The 17,382-nt window shown below is 55.7% G+C and carries 13 protein-coding genes; all 13 read left to right on the forward strand.

Annotated elements, in window-relative coordinates; all coding sequences use genetic code 11:
• The first annotated feature begins 580 nt into the window (after window positions 1-580).
• On the forward strand, window positions 581-1,057 hold the full coding sequence (locus ACOCD2_RS01640; RefSeq protein ID WP_419596134.1) for a hypothetical protein: 477 nt from the start codon (window positions 581-583) through the stop codon (window positions 1,055-1,057).
• A gap of 61 nt (window positions 1,058-1,118) precedes the next feature.
• Window positions 1,119-2,573 (forward strand): hypothetical protein, encoded by a 1,455-nt coding sequence (locus ACOCD2_RS01645; protein ID WP_419596135.1) that lies wholly within the window; start codon window positions 1,119-1,121, stop codon window positions 2,571-2,573.
• 507 nt (window positions 2,574-3,080) lie between these two features.
• Window positions 3,081-4,712 carry a portal protein gene (locus ACOCD2_RS01650; RefSeq protein WP_419594127.1) on the forward strand — a complete coding sequence of 544 codons (1,632 nt, stop codon included), beginning with the start codon at window positions 3,081-3,083 and terminating at the stop codon, window positions 4,710-4,712.
• 528 nt (window positions 4,713-5,240) lie between these two features.
• Window positions 5,241-5,681 carry a hypothetical protein gene (locus ACOCD2_RS01655; protein ID WP_419601429.1) on the forward strand — a complete coding sequence of 147 codons (441 nt, stop codon included), beginning with the start codon at window positions 5,241-5,243 and terminating at the stop codon, window positions 5,679-5,681.
• Window positions 5,681-6,703 (forward strand): major capsid protein, encoded by a 1,023-nt coding sequence (locus ACOCD2_RS01660; protein WP_419625577.1) that lies wholly within the window; start codon window positions 5,681-5,683, stop codon window positions 6,701-6,703. Before ACOCD2_RS01655 ends, ACOCD2_RS01660 begins: the two co-directional genes overlap by 1 nt.
• A 538-nt stretch (window positions 6,704-7,241) precedes the next feature.
• Window positions 7,242-7,721, forward strand: coding sequence for a hypothetical protein (locus ACOCD2_RS01665; RefSeq protein WP_419594756.1), 480 nt, complete (start codon window positions 7,242-7,244; stop codon window positions 7,719-7,721).
• An 11-nt stretch (window positions 7,722-7,732) separates the two neighbouring features.
• The gene (locus ACOCD2_RS01670) at window positions 7,733-7,996 is read left to right on the forward strand and encodes a hypothetical protein (RefSeq protein ID WP_419596114.1); all 264 of its coding nucleotides are present in this window, start codon (window positions 7,733-7,735) and stop codon (window positions 7,994-7,996) included.
• Complete coding sequence (locus ACOCD2_RS01675; protein ID WP_419594049.1) at window positions 7,996-8,619, forward strand: hypothetical protein; 624 nt, start codon at window positions 7,996-7,998, stop codon at window positions 8,617-8,619. The genes ACOCD2_RS01670 and ACOCD2_RS01675 overlap by 1 nt, the downstream gene beginning before the upstream one ends.
• The gene (locus ACOCD2_RS01680; protein ID WP_419625579.1) at window positions 8,619-10,736 is read left to right on the forward strand and encodes a hypothetical protein; all 2,118 of its coding nucleotides are present in this window, start codon (window positions 8,619-8,621) and stop codon (window positions 10,734-10,736) included. Before ACOCD2_RS01675 ends, ACOCD2_RS01680 begins: the two co-directional genes overlap by 1 nt.
• Window positions 10,733-11,176, forward strand: a complete 444-nt coding sequence (locus ACOCD2_RS01685) for a hypothetical protein (RefSeq protein ID WP_419625581.1) — start codon at window positions 10,733-10,735, stop codon at window positions 11,174-11,176. The genes ACOCD2_RS01680 and ACOCD2_RS01685 overlap by 4 nt, the downstream gene beginning before the upstream one ends.
• Entirely contained in the window at window positions 11,164-11,604 is a 441-nt protein-coding gene (locus tag ACOCD2_RS01690) for a hypothetical protein (RefSeq protein WP_419601321.1), read from the forward strand. Before ACOCD2_RS01685 ends, ACOCD2_RS01690 begins: the two co-directional genes overlap by 13 nt.
• Window positions 11,604-13,253, forward strand: a complete 1,650-nt coding sequence (locus ACOCD2_RS01695; RefSeq protein ID WP_419596039.1) for a hypothetical protein — start codon at window positions 11,604-11,606, stop codon at window positions 13,251-13,253. The genes ACOCD2_RS01690 and ACOCD2_RS01695 overlap by 1 nt, the downstream gene beginning before the upstream one ends.
• Window positions 13,253-17,382: hypothetical protein (locus ACOCD2_RS01700; RefSeq protein ID WP_419625582.1), on the forward strand; the 4,130-nt coding region annotated here is incomplete at its 3' end. The genes ACOCD2_RS01695 and ACOCD2_RS01700, both read left to right, overlap by 1 nt.

Genomic DNA, 17,382 nt, shown 5'->3' on the forward strand with positions numbered 1-17,382 from the left:
TTTTTTTTTTTGATTTCAGCTGCCAAAATCGCGCACAACACGCACGCCCACGCATCCCACGCGCTAACGCGCCACGATCGCGCATTACCTGCACGCCTGCGCATTACGCGCACATCTGCAATCCTAGCACCTGCGCTCACCCGGTCACCTGCGCGCCTGGGTGCTGGCACGCCTCACGCCCTTCGCCCTCACGCCCTCACGCCCTTCGCCCTGCCCCGGTCACCCAGGCACTGGCACACTCACCCGGTCACCCGGTATCTCAGCCCTGCGCCTGGGATTACTGCGTCGCTACGTGCATTTGGCAGCACTCAGCTACTGCGAGTTGTGCTTAGCGGCACGTACGCGCGCAGTAATTCAGCACATACGCACGGATTAACACGGTTTCCGCGCTATTGCGTGTACTCGGTCATTGTGCAAGTTCTCAGTGGCCGCGCTGCCCAGGCCCCCCGCGTCCCCCTTTTGCCCCCGCGCCCGTGGGGTAGGCCGTGATGACCCAGACTCACTTTTTGAAAAACAGAGACCACACTGTTACTAGGGTTATTAAGTTGCTACGTAAGCTGAAACGCCCTATACTGCGAGCATGACTACAGAATATGACAAAGACGAAGTTGTTCAGGCTTACCTGCAAACGCGCACGATTCGGGGCACGTCCAAGAAGACGGGCATTGAGACGAAAGCGCTGCTGCACATCCTGGAAGAGCTTGCGGAAGAGATTGCGTATCATCAGGAGCGCGAGTACCGGGAGCAGGAGATGGACGCTGCATGGATCAAGCGACGGGCCCGCGCGCTGATTGAGCTGGATCCAAGGGATTTCATTGATGAGGACGGTAAGCTGCTGCCACCTGCGCAATGGCCGGATACGGCGGAGCTGCTGGATTTTGATGTGGGTCCCAACGGTATCCGTGTCAAGTGCCCCGGTAAGAGTGCGATTTTGCAGATGGCCGGTAATCACGTGGACATTGGCGCGTTCCGTGAGAAGCTGGAAGTATCGTCCAGTGATATTGTCTTGGATACGCTGATGAAGGCACGCCGGGATGTCGATGAAGAGGGCGGATGAGGGGGAGCTGGCTCAGCTTTGCGCAGAGACGCGTAATGATCCTTTGAGGTGGGTTCGTCTGATGTTTCCCTGGGGCCTTGCCGGGACGGAGTTGGTGCATCACAAGGGGCCGGATGTCTGGCAGTCGGAGCTTCTGGAGATGCTGGGCGACATGATCCATTCGGATCCTTTTGACGGGCGTACGCCTACGAAGCCCAGGCAGATAGCAGTAGCCTCCGGCCACGGTGTGGGGAAGTCGGCGCTATCGGCCATGTTGATTCTGTACATCCTTTCGACGCGCCCGAATGCCATTGGGACGGTAACGGCCAACACCTCGGTTCAGCTGAATACCAAGACCTGGGCGGAGGTGTCGAAGTGGTGGCGGCTGTGCGCAGTTGGTCATTGGTTCAACTATTCCAACAGCCGGGGCAACATGAACATGAGCTACCCTGGGGTTAAGAAAGACAAGTGGCGGGTGGATGCGATCCCTTTTGATCCGCGCAATACTGAGTCCTTCGCTGGTCTGCATTCCGTTGACAGCTCACCGTTCTACATCTTTGATGAGGCCTCCGCCATTCCGGATCTGATCTGGGAGGTTGCGGATGGAGGTAAGACGGACGGCGAGCCGTTCCACTTTGCGTTCGGGAACCCGACGCAGCCGGTGGGGATGTTCCGGGAGCTGTTCGACATGGAAGGCTGGGTCACGTATAACGTGGATTCGCGCAAGTCGGGCATTACGAACAAGGATCATCTCGATACGATGGTTCGCAAGTACGGTGAGGATTCGGACACGGTGCGTGTGCGGGTCAAGGGTGAGTTCCCGTTGCAGGGCAATGACACGGTGAACGGGGCGGATGATGTGAGGGAAGCCATGGCACGTCCTGTGGTGGCGGGAGATCACGGCCAGGCGCTGGTGTGTGGCATCGACGTATCGCGTGGTGGTCTTGACAGCACGGTTGTGACATTGCGCCGGGGGCGGGATGCGCGCACGCTGCCCACCTGGCGGTATGCGGCCTCGATGACGAAGGACACTGAGCGGCTGGCAACACGGATCATTGCTGACCTGCTCCCTTTCCAGCCGGACATTATTGCTGTGGATGCTACGGGTGTGGGCGGGCCTCTTGCGGACATTCTTCGAAAGCGAAGCGCGCCGGCGGTGGATGTGCACTTCGGGGCCAAAGCCCTTCAGGACCGGCTGTACATAAACCGGGGCACTGAGCTGTGGTTCGAGATGAAGGACTGGCTGATCGCCGGAGGGTGTATCAAGTCCACGATTAAGAAGCTGGAGAAGGAGCTGATAGCCAGGCTGTACGAGATCAATGAGACGTCAGACAAGACGAAGCTGGTTCCGAAGGACAAGCAGCCGGGGGGCTCACCCGACTTTGCGGATTCGCTGGCGCTGACCTTTGCCTTCCCGGGGATCTTGCCCCGGCACACGACATGGGGTAATGTGCTGACATTCAACAGTAATCCGAAACCGGCACAGGCGTATCCTGTGCTTCCCTGGGAGCAACCAAAGCGTCATGCATTCTCCTAAAGCACCTAAGCCTTCGATAGCGCAGCAGCAGAGCGCGTCACGGGCTAATGCCCCGGTTCAGCCTTTTGCGGGATCCCCGGGGTCTCAGCTCGGTGGTCTGCTGGGGGATCAGTCGATGTGGTTCAGTTATATGCGCCCACGATCCCGGCCACCGCTGGGGTCGTTACCGACGGACCCGGGTGCAACGCCAAAGAAGCCCCCCGGCGTGGGGCAGCTTGAAGATGGTAATTGGGTTACTCAGCGCCCTGGCAATCTTTTGATGCCCCCCACCCCCGGGTCTCAGCTTGAGGATGGTAATTGGGTTGATCCGCGCCCCAGCAATCCTTTGTTACCCCCGGCGATATACCCGGGAGCGCCTGCGGGGCAGACCCCGAAAACCGGTAAGGTTACGGATGGTAATTGGGTTGATCCGCGCCCCGGCAATCCTCTGTTACCCCCGGCAATATACCCGGGAGCGCCTGCGGGGCAGACCCCGAAAACCGGTAAGTTTAAGGTTGGGCTCTGGTAATGTCGACAGGTGTCCAGCGTGATCTGGCGATATACAAGGAGCTGCTGACCAAGCGGAAGCACTGGGAAGAACCCTGGTCACGGGTTGCGAAGTACATCATTGGCTACAAGGATGGGATGGCTACCCCTGGGGAATCGAGCGCAGTTCCCGACCGTTCAGCGATTATCAACAGCACGGCGCAGCTCAGCCTTCGTGTGTTCAAGGCGGGCATGATGGCCGGGGTAAGCCCGCCGACACGTCCGTGGGTTCGGTATGCTCCCATGGACACGGCACTGCTTGCGGACCGTACGGTGATGGACTGGTGCCGGCAGGTGAATCAGAAGGTGGCTACAGCCTGCGAGGATGCAAAGCTCTACAGCGCCTTGCCGTATGTTTACGGGGAGTGGGGGTCTTACGGCACTAGTGCGCTCGGCATCTTTGAGAATGAGGATCACAGTTTCCGTATTCAGCGGTTCGAGGCAGGCACGTATGTGTTCAGCTGCAATGATGAGGGCGTTGTTGATATTTTCCAGTACATGGTTGAGATGCGGGCATCGGATCTCATTCGGGCGTATCCGGAAAGCGTACCGCAGACGGTGAGCCATGTGGCGAAGACTAACCCGGTCAAGCCGTTTAAGGTGCTGATTTCCATTTCGAAGGATTATGAAAATCGGGGGAAGTTCCCTGTCATTTCCCGTCACATATTCATGGGGGCACAGGACACGGCCTCGTGGGATATGCCCTTTAAGAATCAGCAGTTGCTGAAGGAGTCGGGTTTCTACAGTTTCCCGGTGATGGTGCCCAGGTGGGAGACCACGCCTCAGGGGGACTATGGGGTGGATTCCCCGGGCATGCTGTGCGTCAGCGACGCGGCGATGTTGCAGGAGGAAGAGCGGAAGAAGTATCGGGGGTTGGACCTGCTGGTTAATCCGCCTACGGTAGGCTCTGCGAACATCAACAGCACGTCCGAGGAGATGATGCCGGGAGGCCATACCACGGTATTGGACCTAAGGGACGGGGGCCTGCGACCGGTGTATGAGATCCGCTTTGACATTGCAGCGATAGCTGAAGACATACGTGGTGTTGAGCAGCGGATTCGTAATTCCTTCTACGTGGATATTTTCCTGCACCTGATGGAGCTGGGCCGCTCTGCACGGATCACGGCGGAAGAGGCGCGGATGCGGGATGCCGAATCCCTGCTGATGCTTTCGCCGGCGCTGGACATGATTACGGCTGAACTGCTGACGCCGATGTTTGACCGTATACTGGAGATGATGTTGAGGACCCAGGCGCTGCCGCCGCCGCCGGAAGCATTGCAGGATACAGAAGTTGCTGTGACGTTCCAGTCGCCGCTGGTCCGTGCGCTGAAGGCAGAAGGCAAGGATGCGCTGCTGAGCCTGCTTGAGTTCTCTGCGAACCTTGCGTCGCTGTGGCCGGAGGTACGGTACAAGGCGGATCCCTACAAGATGCTGGATGCTTTCGTGGCGGGTGAGAACTTACCGAATGAAGTTCTGCGATCTGACAAGGAAGCCGAGAAGGCGCATGAAGTTGAGGTTCAGCAGGCACAAGCGGTTCAGCGTCAGCAGCAGATGGATGAGGTCGCGGCTCAGGCGGCAACGCGGGCATTTGACAATTCTGCGCATAGCGTGTAAAAGGTACCCATGTCTCAAAATACAATTGAAAACGTAGATCCTGTTGCAACCTTGTACGGTGGGCAGCCGCCACCGCCACCGGCACCTGCTCTGCCACCGGCACCTGCTCTGCCACCGGCACCTGCTCTGCCACCGGCACCTGCTCTGCCACCGGCACCTGCTCTGCCACCGGCACCTGCTCTGCCACCGGCACCTGCTCTGCCGTACCCAGCTTTGAATACGCCGGCATACCCACAGTATCAGCAGCCGCAGCCAGCATGGCCGGTAGATGCTTACGGTCAGCCGGTACAGGCATTACCCCAACCGCAGCAGCCTATGCAGCAGCCTGTGCAGCAGCCTGTGCAGCAGCCTATGCAGCAGCCTGTGCAGCAGCCTATGCAGCAGCCTGTGCAGCAGCCTATGCAGCAGCCTGTGCAGCAGCCTGTGCCGCCTCCCCCCGGATTGTTGGATCAGCCTGTTGCGCCACCGCCACAGTCTACGGACCCACTGGGGCAGCCGGCACCGGATCCTGCTCAGCCGCAGTCTACGATGTTCTCTCAGGATTTCTACAAGAGTGTGGGCGCGTCGGAGTTGCTCCCACCATCAGTTATTGATGCTGAGCTGGCACCGCTGGGGTTGAATGAATACCAGATCACGAAAGTGATCAATGCTAACCAGAACATTATCAACCATACCCGCGAGGCCTTTATAGAACAGGCCAGGAAAGACCCGGAGATCGGCGGGAGTAGGTTTGAGACAACAATCAAGCACGCTAAGGTGGCGTACGACAAGTATGCTTCTCCCGCCCTTCAGGAGGTTTTGCAGGGCACGGGTCTTTCTTCACATCCGGAGGTTATTCGGATGTTCGCTAATCTGGGCAAAGCGGTTTCAGAGGACACGGGCATACCTGCCCAGGCACTGACTTCTGGGGCTGGGGTGGATCTTAAGGATGAGTCCACTCAGCTCAATGTACTTTATGGTAATAACTGATGGCGGTAACTGGTGGTAAACTGCTCGACCTACCTGACCTTTATATGAGGGAAGGTGGATTACAGTCTGGCGTAGATTTGCAGGCGCTTGTACTGATTAACATTCTCAGTAAGATGTCGCCTGAACTGCATGATGCGTACGTACAGGCCTGTAACAGCATGGATGGCCTGTCCTACAATTACTCGGTGCTCTCGAAGCTGCCGGATGTGACGTGGGGCCGGATCTACAAGGGTATCCCTACCAGCAAGTCTGCACGTACCTTGCAGAGTGAGACGACGGGTTGGATTGAGCAGGCAAGCGAGGTGGATGAGCGCGTCATTGAGATCTCGGCCAATGGGGCTCAGGTCCGAATGGATGAGGCTATGACCTTCCTGCAGGCGATGGCGATCAAGGCGGCGGAGTCGTTTTGGTACAGTAACAGTGACTTGCATTCTGATCAGATCATGGGGCTGTCACCCCGGTACTCTGATAAGTCTTCAAAGCAGGCCAAGAACATTGTAGATGCCGGAGGCACGGGCAATGACAATACGTCGATATGGTTTATCAACTGGGGGCGCACTAAGATCTCTATGATCTATCCCAGGAGTCTGCCTGCGGGGTTGCAACGCACGGATCGTGGAAAGATTCCGACGAAGGATTCCGACGACAACACGTATTTTGTGGTGCGTGAAGAGTTCAAATGGCATCTGGGTGTAGCCGTAGCGGACTGGCGGCAGGCCGTTCGAATCTGCAACATCGATGTATCGGACCTGAAAGCCGGAACAGTGAACTTGCAGAAGCTGCTTCGAAAAGCCTTTTATGCAATGCCTGAGTTGGGCTATGGTGAGAACTCCAATACGATTATCTACATGAACCGTGATGTGGAGGAAGCGCTGGATGCTGAGACTACTAATAGCACAGGTAGTGATAACTACGTGCGTCTCACCCCGGGGACGGTACAGGGTTCCTTCATTCGAAGCTGGCGCGGCATCCCCATCCGGATAACGGATAACCTGCTGACCACGGAGTCACAGGTGACCTGATGATCGTCAGCAATAACCTTTACTTTTCTGAGAACCAGGCTTTTAATGCTACCGACACACCAACGGGTCGGTACAGCAACCCCGCCAGTTCGCCATTTAATGAGATGTCGGGTGTTAGAAGTACGAATACTATAGATCTTGGTGCACAGGATGATAGTGATTGGATTCATGACAGTGGAGGTGGTGGTAACATCGGGTATGTAGCTGGAGGTTCTGCTGATATTCCTATCACGGTCATGATACCCACGATCTCGGGATCCACTACTCTCGCTACAAAGCCGTATATTCAGATCAGGCTAAAGACGTCGGATACATCTTCAGGGACAGGTGATTCCGCGTACGTGTCCCCGGTGCTTAGCATGGGTTTTTCAAAGGGAGATCCCCGAAGGGTATATCCGGGGTTTAAGCTTAGTCTGCGGGTATTGCCGAGTGTTCTTAAGCGGTACATCTGGTTGGATTACGTAGTTCCTTTTGAGTATGATTGTACGTTTACAGCGATGCTTGGCACCGTTCATCGAAATGAGGTTAGTGAGCACTGATGGCTATTCTTTCTAATTATTCCTACCTGTGTGATAACCAGTCGTTTCTGGATACTACGTACAAAAACAGTTCACAACAGTTTGACTTTGGGTATCCAACACGTTGCCAATGGATCCTAAACAACGGCGGTCTTGGTGTGCACGTAGGCGATGTCGTGGATATTCCTATCATGATCAAGGTTATGAAGTGGGATACATCAACTATTACAGGAATGACCGCGTATATTCAGGTAGTCACATCGAATTCGGCTGCGACTACCAGTCCTCGTGTAGTGAGTACGCTCACCTTGAAATCGGATACAGAGGTTGTGGGTGATCTCGCCCATATTCGTATTGTCCCGGATAATGTGAGCCGGTATCTCTGGCTTCGTGTCAAGATGGATTATGGTACCGCGTCTACGCCCACGGCTGCTGTGTTTGCATTGGATGCTTTCCTGGGCTCTGTTACAGGCCATGGTATGATGGGCCACTCTCGATAAGGAGGATAATGATGGCTTTATACAAAGTACTTCAGAAGGGCTTTACCAAGGACAATGACCTGGTGTTCCCGGACATGATCATTGACGTAACCCCTAAGTATAAAAAGGGTAAGGTACCTTCGTGGCTGGAAGAGGTTCCTGCGGGTGAGAAAGTGTCTGCGTCCCCTTTGCCGGATCGGCACGCGGATACTGAGCTGGCGAAGAAGGGGGTTCAGCCTACTTCCCAGGGCGAAAAGCTGGATGAGGGCTCAACAGGTGTAGAGCGGTTTGACTAATGCCTACGCCCGTGGAGCTTTGCAATCGGGCGCTGATCCTGCTTAGCGAGAAAGCCATCACGTCCCTGAGTGATAGCACGCTTGCGGCCAAGGTGTGTAATCGTGTGTACAAGCCGGCGGTCCTATACGTTTTGCAAAGTGGCGACTGGCCTTTTGCCACAGAGACGGCTATCTTATCAGCGGCTACGCATACCAGCCTTGCGGGCTGGAAGTATGTCTACACTTACCCGGCCAATGCACTGCGCATCCTTGAAATATTCTCTAAGCGTGAAGCACCCTGGCCGCCAGAGCACCAGCGTGGCGATACGGCGTTCGAGGTAGGGTCTACGGCGACTGGCGATTCGCTGGTATTTACGAACACTGAGGATGCGCGTGTGCGGTACATCAGCACGACGGTTGCGGATAAGCCGGATGAGTTTGATCCGCTGTTCTCACAGGCCGTTGTTTACTGGATTGCTTCACAGATAGCAGCGGCTATCGTAGCACTGGACCCGGGTTATAAGCTGTCGAGCCAGTTTCGGAAATACGCCATGGAGACCATTAAGGAAGCCCGTGTGTCGGCCTATGTGCAGTCTAAGGGTTTGCAGGATACGGAGAGCTCCTTTATCAAGGCACGCCGATAGTGCCTAAAATCTCACAAAGTAATTTCTCCAAGGGCATGGTCACGCCCACCAGCTATGGAGAGTATCAGAAGCCCTGGTTCCGGGCGTCATGCCGGTTGTTGCAGAACGGTCTGATACTGACTACCGGCGCGGTGATGAAGCGACCGGCCTTCGAGTACCTGTTCAATTTCGCTGAGATCTATATCCAGGCTTACGCCTATGGTTTCGGTGGTACGCATGACTACGTTGTTGCGGTTTCTAATACCCATCTGTATGTACTTGATATTTTTGGTACGACCCCCGGTATTGTTGCAACATTTCAGATAGCTACACAGCAGGCGGGTAAGGTATCTTTTGCACCCTACGGGCGCGGGTTGATCTTTACGTCCCTGGGGCAGATCCCTCAGATGCTGGAAAGGTCCAGCGCGGGTGTGTTCTCTGTAAGGACCTTGAGCTTTGGCCCTCCGACTACGGTAGGTAAAGTGACTGGGGTCACGGTTACTGTAGGTACTGCCGGGGCTTCTGGGGATCGTAATGTCCTGCGTAGCTATGTTGTAACCGCAGTCGATGATGAAGGGCTGGAGAGTGTTCCCTCAGCCCCGGTGTCGATAACAGCTAAAGCAACAGCTGTTCTGTCTATCACGTATAACGCTGATACAGGTGCAGAGACCTACCGTATATACAAGGAGATTATTAACGGAAGTGAGGTGTATGGCTACATTGGTGAGTCGCTGACTACATCTTTCCTCGATGATCGTATCAACCCGGATGAGAGCCGCACAGCGCCTCTGTACTATGATCCTATTACGAATCGGAAACCCCGCGTTGTAAGCTTCATCGGGCAGCGTGCGGTGTATGCCAATGCGGTGGAGAATAAGCACCTGGTCATGCTTTCGAGAACGGGGACGTACTCTGTGTTCTCGCGCCGGCAGCCCACGGTAGCAACGGATTCCATCGTATTGACCGTAAGCGCTCCGGATTCGCTCAAGATTACACAATTTGCAGAGTTGAATGGCACGCTGATGTTCACGGACACGGGGTGCTATTCGGTGGAAGGGGATATAGATGGCACGATTGCACCATCTACTATTTCATTTAACAGGCTGGCGGGAATAGGCTGCTCTGACAGTGTGCCCCCGGTTGTCATAGGCTCTGCGCTGGCGGTGGTATCCTATGACCGGTACAACCTTAAGCTGGTGAAGCGCGGTCAGTTCGATATGCCGGGTGCTTCTTCGGTAGAGTATCTTGATATACTTCATGATGTTCGGGATGTTTTCGCTGAGCATCGGATCACGAACATGACCTTCATGGCGGATCCTGTACCGGTACTTTGGCTGGTGCTGGAGAATGGAGATCTCTACAGCTTTACGCTGGATTCGGAAGATAGCATTATTGGGATGTCACGGCACACGTCCACAGGCGCGACCCCGGGTCATGATGATTTCGTTGAGATCGTCACGGCGAGCGATGGTATCAGCTTTCATACGTTGGCGTTTGTGCGCCGCCCCGGGTTTTCTGGTATGTGCGTTGAGCGGCTCACGCACACGTTTGTGGACACGGCGCTCAATGGCCTTGGCCGGTATCTGGACAGTAGCATAGAGGTTGCATCCAGCACAGACACCCGGTCGTTTACGTCGCCAAATCTCAGCCGGTACGTTGGTAAGCCTGCACATGTTGTTACCGATAAGGGGGATCATTTCTCAGCGAGCATTACCGGTAACACGCTGACGCTGCCTGCTACAGCAACGCCTGCGAAACAGGCCCTGGTAGGTTTTCCGTATTATTTCAGGTTGAGGACGCATGGCCTGGAAGTGTTAGCTGAGACTGAGCTTGGCCGGAAGCTTCAGCTTACACATGTTGTGGGCATGTTTTATGATACCTATGGTAGGCTGAAGGACGATTCTGTGGGCGATACGGCACGGGTAGCATTGGAGGTCCCACAGGGTGTCACGGCTAAGTCGGCAAGTACGTCACTCGCGGGGGAGGACCTTGTAACATTGGGAGGTTGTGACGTGGATACCCCCTGGAAGAATGCGGATGCCACGATTGAGCTTGTGAGCAAGGACCCTTTCAAGGTTGTTTTGCTGGAGCTGTTGTTGGATGTGAATGTTGGGACTAAGCGGGAGCTCTTAGAATGAAAAACTTACGGCTGGAAAGGGTTGAAAAATTTGACAGCTATGTCTTGTACCGGGCTATGGAGGTCCTCGAGCGCCTGTCGGTGAAGGACATGGGCTGGATAGCTGAGCACATTCCCAGTATCTTCATGGGGTTTGAGGAAGCTCGGACATTCTTCGTGATGGCGGGGGAAAATGAATGTGTTGCGTTGTGTGGCTACTCATGGGAAGGGGGGGACCGGCTTTGGTGGATGGCTATTCCTTATGATTTGAAAGCTGCTTCCCCTGTGTGGGTAGCGCGAGCGGTCTGTCGGTTCCTGAAAGAGGTCAGCATGAAATGCACTGTGCTACGTGATGACTATCCTGAAGCGTATCGGCTGCTTGTGCTGGCGGGGTTTGAGCCGTATGCGTATGACATGGCGACGGATACTACGTACATGGAGAGGAAAGCGTGGACCCTCTGACACTTTTTGTTATCTCGATTGCGCTGACTGCTGCTTCAACAGCTGCAACGATAAGCAATGCCAATTCGGCGGCGGATGCCAATATGAAGGCGGCGTCGCTGGAGAGGGATGAGCAGATACGGCAGGCACAGGTTGCTGACAGGCAGCGGGCGCGGGAGATTGCAGCACTGCGTGCGAATCAGATTGCTACGGTTGCCGGGCATGGTATCGATGTGGGCAGTGACCTTGCGGACACGTTCACGTCTGATACGGATTTGGTTCGGAATGAGGACTTACAGCGCATGTCGGAGACGAACAAGTACAATGAGACGGCGCTGGCCAGTCGGTACAAGAATTCACAGATTGCCTGGTCTGGAACCACATTCCGTGCGTTGAGCAATGCAGCTCAGCAGTCCCTGAATGCCTATAGTGCGTACAAGGGTACCTGATGGCGGTCAAGATACGTTCAGCGCTTTCTGCGGGTGTTGGTCCTACGCAGTCCCTGAGCCGGATGCCCACGCGGGCAATGCCTGGCGATGGCCTTCAGCGTGCTGCAGGCATGGTTACTCAGGCACTGTCGAGTATTTCCAGTGGCATCTATTCTGCCAAGCGCGATTCAGCGGTGGCCTCGTACAAGGAGCAGGTGTTTTCGTCGCTGTATAATAGCGATGATGGGTTTCTTATGCGCAAAGGTGAGGATGCGCTGGACAGTCAGGAAGACTACGTGAAGCACTTGGATGACTTGGCCCAGACACTGGAAGAGGATTTGCCCACAAGCGTGCAGGCGGATTTCAGGAAGAGTATTGAGCCCATGCGGTTGCAGGCACTTCAGAAGATGGGGACCTACACGCTAAGAGAAGCTGAGAGCCTGAAGAAACAGGCTATGGCCTCTGAGATGAATACGGCTTTGCATAGTGTGGCTATGGTTTATCGGGACGATGAGCAATTGAATGAAGTCACAATGGACGTGATGCAGGCAGCTGAACGCATGTTGGCGATGAATGGGATCACGGATCCGAAGGTCATTGCCGCTACGCGTGCCAAAGCGCTGGGCCAGGCCACAGAGAACGCGGTTGTTTACGCGCTGGCGAATGGCGATACAGGACGTGCCGCAGCGCTGTTGCAGGATCGTGTGACCTCACTGGACCCGGATGTGGCCCTGGCACTTCGGAAGAAGATCGAGAGCCAGCTTAAAGTGGATGAGGCTGAGCAGGTACTGGCGATGTCTCAGGCAGCGTCTGATCAGATCTATGATGAGAACAAGCCTGCGAGTGTGATGTACGAAGAGGTCCGCAGTATTCCGGATCCTAAGGTTCGCCAGAAGGCGCTGGCACTTGTCGAGCACCGGGTAGCGAAAGCTGAGCAGGTAGCCAGGGATGAGCAACGGGACGCCTATGGTGAGGGCCTGCTCACGCTGGCGTCTGGGGGCACGTACGAGGATCTTTCCCCCACACAGCTGGCTAGCATGTCCATGACACAGCAGGCGGATCTGTTACAGAAGTCGAAGGCTCAGCGCGGTGCTCAGGCGAAGGCGAAGGCGATGACGCTTAAGCACGCCGCATCCCTGTTCTCATCCATGTCAATATCTGAGATCAAGAGTCTTGATTTTGCGGCGTATGCTAAAGATCACGGCCTTGGGTTTGATGCGTTTCAGGTGTATCAGCAAGCGCTGGATAACGCGAATAAGGGGATCGTGTCGGAGACGCATAAAGCAATCAAGAATATCGTGTCAGAGGCACCGGCGATTGTGGGCCCTAACATTTGGAAGGTCAGTGGCAGCAATGCTTATAAGCGGAACAGGGTGGATGCCCGGTACAAGGCGGTGCTCAATCTGGCCCTGCAAAAGCAGACACGCTCAGCGCTGATGGCGAAGGCCGAGGCTGGTGAGCCTTTGGTATTTACCGAAGAGGAAAAAACAAATCTGGTGCTGGAGGCTATTGCCCGGCAGGATGAGATCACCACGCTGGATATTTCCCCCGGTGTCTATGTGACGATCCGCCAGCGGCTGCTTCAGTTGGGTGAGAAGGAGGATGCGCAGCTGAACCTGAAGATACTGAAGTACTATGTAGATCACGAGGACGACTTCGAGGATTTCTAATGGCTGAAACACTGTTTGATCGTATTAATCGCACGATAGGCAGTGCTGATGCGGACGTAGGTAGGGGTCTGGGCAGTACCCTGGCCCGTCAGACCGCAGATGCTGTGTCGCCGCTGGGGTCTGTGTCTCAGAGCCTCTACAAAAAGCTGGAATCGCTCCCGGGTGAAGATGAGCAGCTGAAGTACCTGCAAGACATGACGGGCACCTGGGCGCGAATGTCGCAGGCACCTGTCCCCGGGAATATGGCGATAGCTTCCGAGCTGTCAGATGCCATGGGTGTGCCGCTTAGCGTTGCGTTAGGCGCGCAGGACACCCTCAAACAGAAGAAGCTTCAGGACGATCTTGGCGCGCAGGATACCCCCGATGCACTGTTCCAGGTATTGAAGGAAGCGCCTGAGGCGGCCCCGGCGTTTTCTCCGGATGTTGGCAACCTGCAAAGTCTCATGGCCTACATGGGTCAGCAGCGGCATTTGTACGGCACCGGTGATGAGACCCGGTGGCAGGCTATCAAGCGTGCGTATGGACGCGGTGCAGCCGTTGCTGAGATGTCTGAGCTGTTCGATGTGTATTCATCAGCGTTGGGCAATGGGGCGGATATTCCGGAATGGGCGACTGCCCGGATGAAGGATATTAAGTACAGGGCTTCTGCCGGCGCGCCGGATTTTGGCTTCTTTTCGGAGATGGCGGAGGCTACGTCAGAGGTGTTGCCTCAGCTTGTGGATTCAGCCGAATACCTTGCCACGGGTGCCGCCGTGGGTGCCCTTGCAGGTTCAGCAGGTGGTGTGCCGGGTGCCATTACGGGTGCCGGATACGGTGCCATGACCGGTGGCGCGGTATATACCTACCGGTTGACCTATGTGGACATGGTGGATCAGCTCATGGACATTCGGGTGGATGATCAGCCTATACCGCGTGATATCGTGAACGTTGGTGCTAAGGGCGCGGCTACCCTCACAGCAGCACTGGAGGTTGCACCCTGGGGTATGCTTGCGTCCCGATTCCCGTTTCTGAAGGGGAAGGACGCGGTAAAGGGTATTGTCAGTAATGCTACCGTCGCAGCAGCAAGAAATCCTGAAGTGGCGAAGGCGGTAATGAAAGCGCTGGGGGATCTGGCGCTGTTCACCGCAGCAGAGGGTGTCACAGAAGGGTCGCAGGAGCTGGTTGCTGTGGCGGTGGAGGAGCTGGCTAAGGCGGCAGCATTTGATGATTATGAGATGGACGTCTTCTCCCCAGAGACACGAACCCGTGTTGCGGCGGCGGCTGCCAAAGGTGCGATGGGTGCCCCCCTGATAGGTCTACCAGGCGTAGGGCTGGGCACGACGGTTCAGTTTGCCATTGAGAAGCAGGAGCGTATTCAGGACCGCAAGGATCAGGAACACCTGGATACGCTGATCAGTGCCACATCGTCCATGAATGCTAGCAGCACGGTTCCTCAGCAGACCGCAGAGGTTATTACGGGTATGGCCCAGCAGACGGGCGCTCCACATAAGGTGTACGTTGATGCAAGCGCCGTGGTTGACGCGGCGGGTGCCCTTCATCAGGACGGCAAAGCACCGGGGCGCGGTACGTGGTTTGATAAGGTGCTCGAAAAGGCTCAGGCGTCCCTCGATGGCTCTGTGGAGCTGGACGTAGGGGATGTTGCCGTAAATGCTGGGGGTGCTGGGTTTGAATCCTTGCGTCCGCATATGCGCCTGCGCCCGGATGGTGTGTCCCAGTCGGACATGAACCGTACCTATGCTTCGCGGGATGCTACGCTGGAAGAGCGGTTGGAGGTTCTGGAGAAATCTGCGGAAGTTGAAGCGGCGCTGAAGTCGCACATTGAACAGTTCTCGCAGGAGCTGGCAGGCACGGGGCGTGTTACAAAGCGTTTGGCGAATACGATGACCCGGTTTCTGAAGCCGTGGCTGTCACGGGTTGCGCTGCTGACGGGGGAGAACCCGGTAGAGGTACTCAACAAGCTGCAAGTGGCCTTGTCGGGTGACTGGGCTAAACAGCTCCCTGACGGTGTGAAGGGTATGTATACCGGTGAGGGTGTGGTTCTGGGTGAGGCGCAGGACTTGAGCACTTTTCTCCATGAATACTCGCATTTCATGTTCGATGTTGAGAGCGGCATGGGTACGTTGTCGCATCTGGGTGAGGCCTTTGCGAAGGTAACTGGGCATACCCCGGAAGCCATCGAGGCTGTGCTGACCGGGCAGGACAAGGCCTCCAAGGCGTACCGGGATGTGCAGGAGGGGTTTGCTACAGGGTTTGAGCGGTACCTTGGCAATGCGGCCAAAGCCCCGGCACTGCTGGGGGATAGCTACAGCATTGCGCGGGAGTGGCTCCAGCAGGTTTACGCGGGCACGGAGTTCCTGAAGGTGAACAATGACCCGGCACTGGACGCTATGTTCGGTGAGATGCTGGGCCTGTCGAATGATATTGAGGTGATGTACAAGGAGCTGGGGTACGACACCCTGGCAACACAGGTGATGTCACGCAAATCCAGAGCCCCCAGAGGGTCCTCTACGCTGGTTGGCCGGATCCAGAAGTGGCTGCACACGGAACGTAGGAAGGCGCTACAGGTTGTTGCTTCAGAAGCCAAGGAGCAGGTACAGTCTGCTGTAGAAGCGGACACGGGTTATCAGCAGCTGCTACGGTTGCGTGATCAGAAGGTTTCACTCAATATCCCGCCACCTTCGAAAGATCACCCCTTGCACATGGTGTATTCGCCTGACGGTATGTCTGCTGATGAGCTGTATGATTTGGTTGGGGGCGAAGGTGGTACAGCTTCGTTGTATGACCGGCTGATCAACGCTAAATCGCCCAAGGAACATTACAAGGATCTCATGCGCAAAGGCATGATCACCGAAGCGAAGGTCATGACTAACGATGAGATCAGGCTCAAGGCCATGGAGCTGGTGCGCACGCCGGAGGTTGCAAAGGCGCTTCTTTCTGAAGCACGCAGGTTGTCGCGCAACAAGGATGACCTGCTGAATGCCAGTTTCCTGAAAGCCGCCGCGATTCGCAAGATTATGACGATGCCCATTAAGGATCTGAGTGTGGCTAAGCTGCACCGGTTGGAGTTGCGAGCGGCTGAAGCGTATGCCAATGCGGCAGAAGGGAGCAAGGAGAAGGCAGATCTTGCAAAGCAGCGCGCCATTCTGCGACAGATGGTCGTGCTTGTGTCTAAGTACACGAAACAGGTGCAGTCTGCCGCGAAGCGCCTGAAGAAATACAACCGGGCAAAGTACCGTGCACAGGTGATGAATGCAGGGGGCAGCTACTGGCCTCGGCTTGCTGTGCTTCTCAACCGTGCAGGCCTGCTGAAGGATGAGCTGGTAGAGGGCGCGGATAAGGTGCTGAATGCCTGGCTGGAAGAGCGGGATGCTGATGGCATTGCGCCGCCTACGAACACGGTTCTGTCGGGTGTGAAGAACTACAAGGACCTGACGCTGGGGGATTTTCTGGCAATGCGGGATACAGCGGACATGCTGATACATTCGGCAAAGACGGCGAAGTCTATTCTGCTCAATGAGGAGAATGCCAACCTTGACCAGGTGGCGGAGAGCATTGTTCAGGAAGTGATTGCGTCGCCCATGCCGGATATACCGGATCGGCGGAAGGGGGCGGACTGGTTTCAGGAGTTCATGGCGTCACTATCCACGGTGCCCTGGCTGGTGCGGCGTATTGTGGGCAATGACGCGAAGCAGTCGGTGCTTGAGCAATCGGTTTATGGTCCGATGCGCATGGCTGGGGTTGCGCGGGATAAGCTGTTCCGTAAGGTGGTCAAGCCGCTGATTGCGGACATGCACGCGGATCATAGCTGGTATAAGTTCCTCAAGGGCACGTACACGCTGAAGACGAAGATCAAGGGATCCTCGCTCCCTGAGACTATGACGGGTTCACAGGTGATTGGGTTCGTGCTGAATATTGGCAACTACGAGAATCTGACTAAGTTGCTGCAAGGCTATGGCCTTCTGGCGGAAGGTGAGAGTGCTACGCTCATGCACCCGGTAGTGCAGGAAATCATGGGTTTGCTGGGTGAGCAGGAATGGAAGCATGTTTCGGCAATCTGGAAGCACATGCAGATGCTGTTTCAGCCTTTGCGCGAAGTCACCCGAAAGGTCTATGGGCGGGATCTGCAACC

The sequence above is a fragment of the Thiolapillus sp. genome, assembly GCF_048562965.1.
Taxonomy (GTDB): Bacteria; Pseudomonadota; Gammaproteobacteria; order Chromatiales; family Chromatiaceae; genus Thiolapillus; species Thiolapillus brandeum_A.

What these genes read in the sequence shown, in the direction of transcription:
- ACOCD2_RS01670 (WP_419596114.1), top strand. Translation starts at nt 7,733, where the DNA reads ATGGCTTTATACAAAGTACTTCAGAAGGGCTTTACCAAGGACAATGAC.
- ACOCD2_RS01660 (WP_419625577.1), top strand. Translation starts at nt 5,681, where the DNA reads ATGGCGGTAACTGGTGGTAAACTGCTCGACCTACCTGACCTTTATATG.
- ACOCD2_RS01685 (WP_419625581.1), top strand. Translation starts at nt 10,733, where the DNA reads ATGAAAAACTTACGGCTGGAAAGGGTTGAAAAATTTGACAGCTATGTC.
- ACOCD2_RS01640 (WP_419596134.1), top strand. Translation starts at nt 581, where the DNA reads ATGACTACAGAATATGACAAAGACGAAGTTGTTCAGGCTTACCTGCAA.
- ACOCD2_RS01650 (WP_419594127.1), top strand. Translation starts at nt 3,081, where the DNA reads ATGTCGACAGGTGTCCAGCGTGATCTGGCGATATACAAGGAGCTGCTG.
- ACOCD2_RS01695 (WP_419596039.1), top strand. Translation starts at nt 11,604, where the DNA reads ATGGCGGTCAAGATACGTTCAGCGCTTTCTGCGGGTGTTGGTCCTACG.
- ACOCD2_RS01655 (WP_419601429.1), top strand. Translation starts at nt 5,241, where the DNA reads ATGTTCTCTCAGGATTTCTACAAGAGTGTGGGCGCGTCGGAGTTGCTC.
- ACOCD2_RS01675 (WP_419594049.1), top strand. Translation starts at nt 7,996, where the DNA reads ATGCCTACGCCCGTGGAGCTTTGCAATCGGGCGCTGATCCTGCTTAGC.
- ACOCD2_RS01645 (WP_419596135.1), top strand. Translation starts at nt 1,119, where the DNA reads ATGTTTCCCTGGGGCCTTGCCGGGACGGAGTTGGTGCATCACAAGGGG.
- ACOCD2_RS01665 (WP_419594756.1), top strand. Translation starts at nt 7,242, where the DNA reads ATGGCTATTCTTTCTAATTATTCCTACCTGTGTGATAACCAGTCGTTT.